This is a genomic window from Chryseobacterium sp. FG46, assembly GCF_057809135.1.
On the sequence record NZ_JBMDJJ010000012.1, the window covers coordinates 130,476 to 139,450 of the forward strand.

The following is an 8,975-nucleotide window of genomic DNA, read 5'->3' on the forward strand; positions in this document are numbered from 1 at the left end:
TAAAAAGACAAAGGTATTAATTATGAAAATAAACTTTACATTAATTAATCGATAAATTAATTTAAAAACTAAGTATTGAATTGTTTTTTTACTTACCTTTAAGAGTGTAAATTTTTGATTATCAAAAACTTTTAATGATGAAAGCCATTGGCTGCATGTGTTCTTTAATTAAATAAAAAAATCACACATGAAAAAGACGTTTTCTGAAGAAGATCTGATAAAGAATCTTAGTTTATACTATCTTAATCGGCATTTGAAAAAAAAGCCAATGGAAAAGTATCACCGTACCATAGATGAATCTCCGCTGCATGACCGTGAAAAGTACAGAAAGAAATCCGAGATTCTTCTTCTCAACTCTTTTATGCATCATTTCCCCGAAGTTAAATTTGAAAACCTTACCTGCGAGAGTCCAGACTTTATCGCCAAGTTCAACGACAAAAAAATCGGAATAGAACTGACCGAAGTAATCAATCATCTGGAAATGAAAAAAGTAGAAAGTACTTTGAATAAAATGTTCCGTCAGGCAGAAATACTATTAGAACAGGAAGACACTACGAAATATCGTGGTGTTTATTTTTTGGAATTCCACCCGGAAACGAAATTTGACAATCTCGAAGTACAGCAGGAAAACATCATCAGTATTTACAAGAGTATCAAAAAAAATAAACCAGCAGGCTGTGTGAAAAGTCTGAGAAAATCTTTTCACCGCAGAAATGTTTTTATCACTCATGAATACAGCATGAATCTGTTTGATGAGCTTTGCTCGGAAAAGATTCTGGAACTTATTGAAAAAAAGAACGAAAAATTCCCATATTATGACACCTCTGTGGATGAATGCTGGCTGGTTATTGTTTCCGATATGAATTCTATTGCCTCAAGATATACTTTCATTCAGGATAAAGAACATCTGAAAGAAGTAAAAAGCCCTTTCCATAAAATATTTCACCTGGAAAATCTCTGTGGAAATATTACAAGTATAAAATAAAGTGAATGTTAATTGTTTTTGATTATTTTGTTATGTAATTTAATATAGTGCATATTATTTTAATTTATTTGATATTTTAATTTGTAATCGTTTAAAATTGTTTAGATTTTATTGTTTTTATTTAAAATAAGGTTATATTTGATGGGTGTTGATTATCAATACAATGTGTAACTGATATAACCATAAAAACATTAAATCTATGAGGAAACTTCTACTTTTCATACTTCTATGTCTCTCTCATACTTTCTATGCTCAGGCAGACTGTGCTACTGCACTCTCTGTTTGTGGAAATTCAAATATCACGTATAGTCCTACCGGTTATGGTAATATAAAAGAATTGGTCAACTCCGGAAGTTGTATAGATTTTACGGGAGAACACAACTCAATCTGGTATAAAATTACAATCGCTACAGGAGGTACACTTACCTTCGACCTTGTTCCGAATAATCCGGATGCCGATTATGACTGGGCGATTTTTGGTCCTAATGTAACCTGTGGAAGTTTAGGGTCGCCGATACGCTGTAATGCAGCAACAGTTATCGGACCCGGACCCGCTACAGGATTGAATATGACAAGCACAATTTTAAGCGCTGCAGGAGGTTCTCTGACTCCTTATTGTAAATATCTTGATGTTTTGCCAGGGCAAACATATTACTTGTTTATTGACAACTGGGTGAGCAGTACCAGTTCCACTACAGCTCCATTTTCTTTAACGTGGGGAGGAACTGCAACACTGGCTTCACCATTTACAGATCCGGCTATTCAGACACAGCCATTTAATCCTCCCGGAATTCCGGCTGCAAATCCTGCTGATCCAAGAGAAGTGGTCATCTGTTCTGCTACAGCATTATTCGATTTTTCTACATTATCCTCAGGAATTCTTAATGGAAATCAAAACTTTGGGGTAAGTTATCATCTGAGTCAGAATGATGCCTTAACGGGGAATAATCCCATTACAACACCTATCACGGTAAATACGACAACTGTCTATTACTACAGCATCAATTATACCGATCCAACCAATACGTCTAATCCGCTCAATAAATGTAAACAGGTTGGATTATTTAAATTTAAAAATGGATCTATTACAGCGAAAAACGCAACTTTGACCCAATGCAACAATAATAATGCAGGCACAGCTTTATTTGATTTAACTACAGCGGACGTTATTGGAAACCCAAATGTTACTAAGAAATATTATCCCACAATGGCGGATCTCAATGCCGGAACCAATGAGATTACCACCCCAATGGCATTTGTTTCTGCAGAAGGTATTATCTACGTGAAGGTGATCTCAGAATTTGGTTGTACTGCAGTAGCACAGATTACTTTGAAATTTTATCCGGTAGTGGTAGTGAATGAAACAACCCTGAGATCATGCTTCATCGAAGCCAGCCCATCCACAGCTTCTTTCAATCTTGTCAATGCTTCGGTAACTGGGCAAACTAATCCTACAAAAAAATATTATCCTTCATTAACGGATGCTCTTAATCAGACCAATGAAATCCTGAATCCCAATAATTACATTGCACCTAATGGATTTGTGTATATAAGAGTTTCTAATGCTCAGGGATGTTATAATGTAGCTAAGGTTACTTTAATTGTTATTCCACCTGTATATTCTGATAAACTTAAAGATGTGACTATTTGTGCAGAAGATCAGACCACTCTGGACGCAGGTCCCGGATTTAAAAGCTACGAGTGGAGTACAGGAGCAACTACACAAACGATCAAAGCCGGAATAGGAGTATACTGGGTAAAACTTAAAACAGGAGAATGTGTTACAACACAAACGGTAAAAGTACTTCCTTCCGAACAGCCTGTTGTTTCCGGTATTGATATCTCAAATAATACCATCACAGTATCTGTAATAGGAGGAACTCCGGCTTATAAATATTCAATAGATAATATCATCTGGCAGGATTCCAATGTATTCAGTAATCTTTCAAGAGGAGATCATAAAGTCTATGTAAAAGATGCTTATGACTGTGATCCGATAGAAATAGGAATTGTTGTCCCTAATCTGATCAATGTGATTACCCCTAATGCAGATGGAATAAATGATGTGATCGATTATTCCGCCTTGGCAAACAAACAAAACCTGATCATGAATGTCTTTGACCGCTATGGAAATAAAATCTTCCAGGCAGACCAATCCAATGGCTATAAATGGGATGGTATCCAGGGAGGAAGAAGAGTCCCTACAGGAACATATTGGTATTCTATCACATGGAATGAAAATGATAAAAAGAATACAGCCATTAAATTCACAGGTTGGGTATTGGTGAAAAACAGAGAATAGTCAATAAAACAGATAGAAAAAACCACTTCAATTGAGGTGGTTTTTATTTTTAAAAGTTGTTAAATTAGATATCAAAATAGAAAGAATGAAAGACCTGTTTGTAAAACGCTTTGAATACTATAAATCTCTTGGTGATAAAACCTTTGAACAGTTAACAGATGAGCAGATGTTCTGGCAGTATAATGAAGAAAGTAATTCTATTGCCATCATTGTGAAACATCTTGCAGGAAATATGCTTTCGAGATGGACCAATTTTCTTACTGAAGACGGAGAGAAATCCTGGCGTAACCGCGATGGAGAATTTGTCAATACATTTACAACGAAAGAAGACATTCTTGAATATTGGGAAAAAGGCTGGGCCTGCCTTTTTGATGCTCTTGATAAAATAAACGAGGAGAATCTCTATTCCACAACGTACATCAGAGGAGAAGCACATCCGGTTATTGATGCCGTTCTTCGTCAATTGGCACATTATCCTTACCATATCGGTCAGATCGTTTATATTGCCAAAATGATAAAGAATGAAGATTGGAACACACTCTCTATTGCCAGAAACCGATCTCAACAGTTTAATACAGAAATGAAAACCAAATTTTCAAATCAGGATCCAGCTGCCAATTCATCGCCCGTCTGCTTTCAAAACAGCCCCGAAGTAAGAGACGAATATAAACAATAGATTGAATCAATCTTGGATTCTTATTAAAATTACTATCTTTGCACCCATAAAATTCAGGAGTAACAAATGTCTACTTTTCACAGAACTGCCGCGTTTCATACACTTGGCTGCAAATTAAACTTTGCAGAAACATCTACTATTGCCCGTCAATTAACAGATGCAGGTTATGATAAGGTAAGCTTTGATGAAAAAGCGAATGTGTATGTTATCAATACATGTTCTGTGACAGAAAATGCTGACCGTGAATGTAAACTTCACGTGAAAAGAGCAATGAAAGCCAATCCGGAAGGACTGGTGGTAATTGTTGGATGCTATGCACAGTTAAAACCTGAAGAAATTTCACAAATTGAAGGAGTTGACCTGGTTTTAGGAGCAAAAGAAAAATTCAATATTCTGAGCTATCTGGACGATTTGGAGAAATCTGAAAATGAAGGCGTAGTTCATTCCTGTGAAATTGAAGAAACCGATTTCTTTATCGGAAGTTATTCTATAGGAGACAGAACCAGAGCTTTCCTGAAAGTACAGGATGGCTGTGATTATAAATGTACCTACTGTACCATTCCATTAGCCAGAGGGATTTCACGTTCTGATACGATTGAAAATGTTCTCAAAAATGCCACGGAAATCGCTGCAAAAGACATCAAAGAAATTGTTCTTACAGGTGTAAATATCGGGGATTACGGTAAAGGAGAATTCGGAAATAAAAGACACGAGCATACGTTCCTGGATCTTATTTCAGAGCTGGATAAAGTAGAAGGAATAGAAAGAATCCGTATATCTTCTATTGAACCTAATCTTTTGAAAGATGAAAGTATAGAACTGGTTTCTAAAAGTAAAAGCTTTGTTCCGCATTTTCATATCCCGTTACAATCCGGAAGCGATGATCTTTTGAAAAAGATGAAACGTCGTTACCTGACCAAACTGTATAACGACAGAGTGAACAAGATCCGCGAGGTAATGCCTGATGCGGCTATCGGTGTAGATGTTATTGTAGGATTCCCGGGAGAAACAGAAGAAAGATTTATGGAAACCTATAATTTCCTTAATGAGCTTCCTATCACCTACCTTCACGTATTTACCTATTCTGAAAGAGAAAATACGGAAGCTGCCGCTATGGACGGAGTAGTTCCTGTAGCGGAAAGAAAAAAACGCAACAAAATGCTGAGAATTCTTTCTGAAAAGAAAAAAATGGCATTTTATCAGACCCAATTGGGAAAAACGCTTCCTGTTCTTTGGGAGCATGAAAATAAAGACGGGAAAATGTTTGGCTTCACAGAAAACTATGTGAGAGTCCAGAAAGACTTTGATCCGGCATCCGTAAACCAAATCGAATTTCTAAATTTAGAAAAAATCCTGTCAGATGGCACGGTTTCTGTGCAATCTTCTTACCAAAATTTTTTAGCAAAAGCGTAGGCTCTTTGCTAAAATTCCACTAAATTTATTTTTAAACTTTTAAATACTACATTCATGAGAGATAAGTTTTTATCTTGGGGAATTGTATTAGTAGTTGCTACATGGATTATAGCAATACTGATCAGAGCGCATTATTGGATACCTACGCTGTTATCCGCAATTTATGCATTGGGTGTTTACAATGCTTACCAATCGAAACATGCTATTTTGAGGAACTTTCCTGTATTGGGATACTTCAGGTATTTTTTCGAAAGTATTTCACCCGAAATGCAGCAATATTTTATTGAAAGGGAAACAGATGGGAAACCATTTCCAAGAAACCAGCGTTCTGCAGTATACAGACGTGCAAAAAATTTAAGTGATACAGTAGCTTTTGGTACGCAGCTGGAAGTAAATCACAGAAAATATGAAGGGATCAAGCATTCTATTTATGCAAAATCACCGTCAGAAGAACTTCCGAGAGTATGGGTGGGAGGAGAACAGTGTACACAGCCTTATCATGCTTCTTTATTGAATATCTCAGCAATGAGTTTCGGAGCATTGAGTGACAGAGCACAGATCTCACTGAACAGAGGCGCAAAAAAAGGAAACTTCTATCATAATACAGGAGAAGGAGGGATTTCACCTTATCATATGGAAGGAGGAGACCTTTGCTGGCAGATCGGAACAGGGTATTTCGGATGCCGTGACGCTGAAGGAAAATTCAATCCTGAATTATTTACAAAATATTCCACCCTTCCAAATGTGAAAATGGTTGAGATCAAATTATCACAGGGTGCAAAACCAGGACATGGAGGAGTGCTTCCGGGAGTAAAAAATACACCGGAAATTGCAGCCATTCGTCATGTAACACCGGGAATGACTGTTATTTCACCACCCTCACACAGTGCTTTTTCTGATGCTGCCGGATTGCTGAGGTTTGTACAGCAGTTAAGAGAACTTTCAGGAGGAAAGCCAATTGGTTTTAAACTTTGTATCGGTGATACCAAAGAATTTGAAGATATCTGTGTACAGATGAATGTTTTGAAAATTTATCCTGATTTTATAACCATAGACGGAGCTGAAGGAGGAACAGGAGCAGCACCGCCAGAATTCTCTGATGGAGTAGGGATGCCATTAGAACCCGCTTTGATCTTTGTGAACAGAACGCTTAATAACTATAATCTGAGAAGTAAATTAAGAGTGATTGCCAGCGGTAAAGTTCTTACCAGTCTTGATATTCTGAGAGCTGTTGCTATGGGAGCTGATATGTGTAATAACGCCAGAGGATTTATGTTCTCTTTAGGATGTATCCAGGCATTGAGATGTAACTCAAATAACTGTCCTACGGGAGTAGCAACTCAGGATAAAATGCTTATTAAAGGACTTGATGTAACGGATAAAGCTGAAAGAGTATATCACTTCCACAAAAATACACTCCATACCTGCAATGAACTGATTGCTGCAGCAGGAAGAAGCTCTTATGAAGAAGTAGACGCTACTATGTTTATGAGAGGAGATGAATTTGACCACCTTGCAGATCTATACTTCCCTGATATTTTAGGAAATGTAAAACAGAAAGCAAGACCGTAATCCATATTAAATATAACAAAAAACACGGTTAAGACGGTGTTTTTTTATAGTATGGATATTTTTTATTGCTGTTGTTCTGTTGTTTGCTTATCATCGTTAGGTCTGTCCTCTCTTCCATAAATCTGGAAGTTGAATACAAAAGATTTATTTCTGTAAGACGTATTTAAATACGGATAATGAGGATTTCTTGCAAAAGCAGCTCTGGAAGGGACAATAATGACGCCTTGTAAGTTATATGGTGTTTCACCGGTAAGATTATCAAATGCTTTGAACTTCTGTAAAGCTTCTCTGAAACCAGAAATTTGATAATAACCTGCTTTTTTTGCAGCATCAGGGCTAGTAATGGGGCTTAATATTGATCTTTTTACATAATAATACATTGGATCAATAACAGGCACACCTGTTCCGTCAATGGTATTTAAAAAAGCAGCTTTTGATGTAAATGAAGTGTTTCCATCAGAATTAACTGCCAGATAAGAGTATGCTCGTCCCATAATTTTGATAATATCATCATCCTTGATGGTTTGATTAGCTGTAGGATTTACAGGCTGAGCACCGCTCCTCATAATATAGATTGTTCCTGAAGGAAGCGTTACAGGCGATAATTCAGATAATTTCTTTTCGTTATCATCTGCTGTGTCCGTAGAGCTGAAAGCTTTTATATTACCCTGTGCATCCAGATAGTTTTCATCCATGAATTTCTTAATGGCCTGATCATCATAGGTGTTTTGCGTAGCAATGTCTTCCGGTTCTACATAAGTATCAATTGTATCATCTTTTTTACAAGCAGAAAAACACAAAGATCCTGCAAGGATATATAAAAATATTTTTTTCATTTCAAAAAACTTTAATTACTTTACAAATAATATAACGGCAAAAGTATAAAAAATTATGAGAATAGATAAATTTTTATGGAGCATTCGTTTTTATAAGACGAGAAGTATTGCAGCAGAGGAGATTAAAAAGAACAGAGTTTCTATAGGAACGTCTGCCGTAAAGTCATCTAAAGAGGTAAAAGAAGGAGATACAATTAAAATCCGTAAGAATCAGATTGATTATAAAATAAAAGTAATTCAGATCCCTAAAAGCAGAATAGGAGCCAAGCTGGTGCCTCTTCATATTCAGGACGTAACAGATAAAGAACAATACGAACTGTTGAAACTTCGTAAAATGTCACAGGACTATTACAGAAACAAAGGTGAGGGAAGGCCTACCAAAAAAGACAGAAGAGATATGGATGGTTATGTAGGAAACGATATCGACTCCGATTTTACAGACTGGGATGATTTCTTCGGAGAGACTGGCGGTGAAGGTGAGGATGAAGATTAATATAAAAAGTAAAAAAGCTCTAGAGATAGAGCTTTTCTATTATTTCGTTGACAATGTCTTCCGGTTCTCTGGAATCTGTCCCTACAGTGAATTGCGCTTTGCTGTAGAATTGATTTCTTTCAAATAAATGTTTGGCTATAAATTCCGGCAGGTCTTCATCAGATATATTGGCAATTAATGGCCTTTTTTCTTTCTGCTTTGAAAGCCTTTCCACCAATGTTCCTACTCCTGTTCTTAAAAAAACACTCTTGGAGTTGTGATTAATGATCTCCATGTTATTATAATATACCGGAGTTCCTCCGCCAAGACTTAAAACTACATTTTCTTCCGAAGCCAATATCTCTTCAAGTGCCTCTCTTTCCAGCTTTCTAAAGTAAATTTCTCCCTTTTTCTCAAAAATTTCAGGGATAGTTAATTTATTTCTTCTGGAAATCTCTTTATCGAGATCGATTAATTTAAAATCTATTTTTTCGCTTAATATTTTGGAAATGTGAGATTTGCCACTTCCCATGTATCCGATCAATGAAATTACCATGAATTTTTTTTTAAACAAATTTGCGAAAAAGTTTTGAGATAAAGAAAAAAGTCATATCTTTGCACCACTTAAAACAAGGGACATTACTTAAATGAAAACTTGTTACACAAGTGGCCGACTCGGTAGCTCAGCTGGTAGAGCAATACACTTTTAATGTATGGGT

Annotated in this window: 8 protein-coding genes; 6 read left to right on the top strand and 2 right to left on the bottom strand. The window is 36.3% G+C overall.

Annotated features, from left to right (window positions below; all coding sequences use genetic code 11):
* The first annotated feature begins 187 nt into the window (after nt 1-187).
* From ACODR7_RS11215 to ACODR7_RS11235, 5 genes are all read left to right on the top strand, one after another.
* Nucleotides 188-985, top strand: coding sequence for a hypothetical protein (locus ACODR7_RS11215; protein WP_488839084.1), 798 nt, complete (start codon nt 188-190; stop codon nt 983-985).
* A 199-nt stretch (nt 986-1,184) separates the two neighbouring features.
* Nucleotides 1,185-3,287, top strand: coding sequence for a T9SS type B sorting domain-containing protein (locus tag ACODR7_RS11220; RefSeq protein ID WP_488839085.1), 2,103 nt, complete (start codon nt 1,185-1,187; stop codon nt 3,285-3,287).
* Between the two features lie 85 nt (nt 3,288-3,372).
* A complete protein-coding gene (locus tag ACODR7_RS11225) occupies nt 3,373-3,963 on the top strand; it encodes a DUF1572 domain-containing protein (protein WP_488839086.1) in 591 nt (196 codons plus the stop codon).
* A 66-nt stretch (nt 3,964-4,029) separates the two neighbouring features.
* Entirely contained in the window at nt 4,030-5,376 is a 1,347-nt protein-coding gene (gene mtaB, locus ACODR7_RS11230) for a tRNA (N(6)-L-threonylcarbamoyladenosine(37)-C(2))-methylthiotransferase MtaB (protein WP_488839087.1), read from the top strand.
* A gap of 54 nt (nt 5,377-5,430) precedes the next feature.
* Nucleotides 5,431-6,948 carry an FMN-binding glutamate synthase family protein gene (locus tag ACODR7_RS11235; RefSeq protein WP_488839088.1) on the top strand — a complete coding sequence of 506 codons (1,518 nt, stop codon included), beginning with the start codon at nt 5,431-5,433 and terminating at the stop codon, nt 6,946-6,948.
* Between the two features lie 62 nt (nt 6,949-7,010).
* Here ACODR7_RS11235 and ACODR7_RS11240 read toward each other — a convergent pair whose 3' ends face one another.
* Nucleotides 7,011-7,784 (bottom strand): hypothetical protein, encoded by a 774-nt coding sequence (locus ACODR7_RS11240; RefSeq protein WP_488839089.1) that lies wholly within the window; start codon nt 7,782-7,784, stop codon nt 7,011-7,013.
* 55 nt (nt 7,785-7,839) lie between these two features.
* Between ACODR7_RS11240 and ACODR7_RS11245 the strand changes: the two genes are divergently transcribed.
* Complete coding sequence (locus tag ACODR7_RS11245; RefSeq protein WP_488839090.1) at nt 7,840-8,277, top strand: RNA-binding S4 domain-containing protein; 438 nt, start codon at nt 7,840-7,842, stop codon at nt 8,275-8,277.
* Nucleotides 8,278-8,296: 19 nt separating this feature from the next.
* Here ACODR7_RS11245 and ACODR7_RS11250 read toward each other — a convergent pair whose 3' ends face one another.
* Nucleotides 8,297-8,812 carry a shikimate kinase gene (locus ACODR7_RS11250; RefSeq protein ID WP_047428102.1) on the bottom strand — a complete coding sequence of 172 codons (516 nt, stop codon included), beginning with the start codon at nt 8,810-8,812 and terminating at the stop codon, nt 8,297-8,299.
* Nucleotides 8,813-8,975 lie beyond the last annotated feature (163 nt).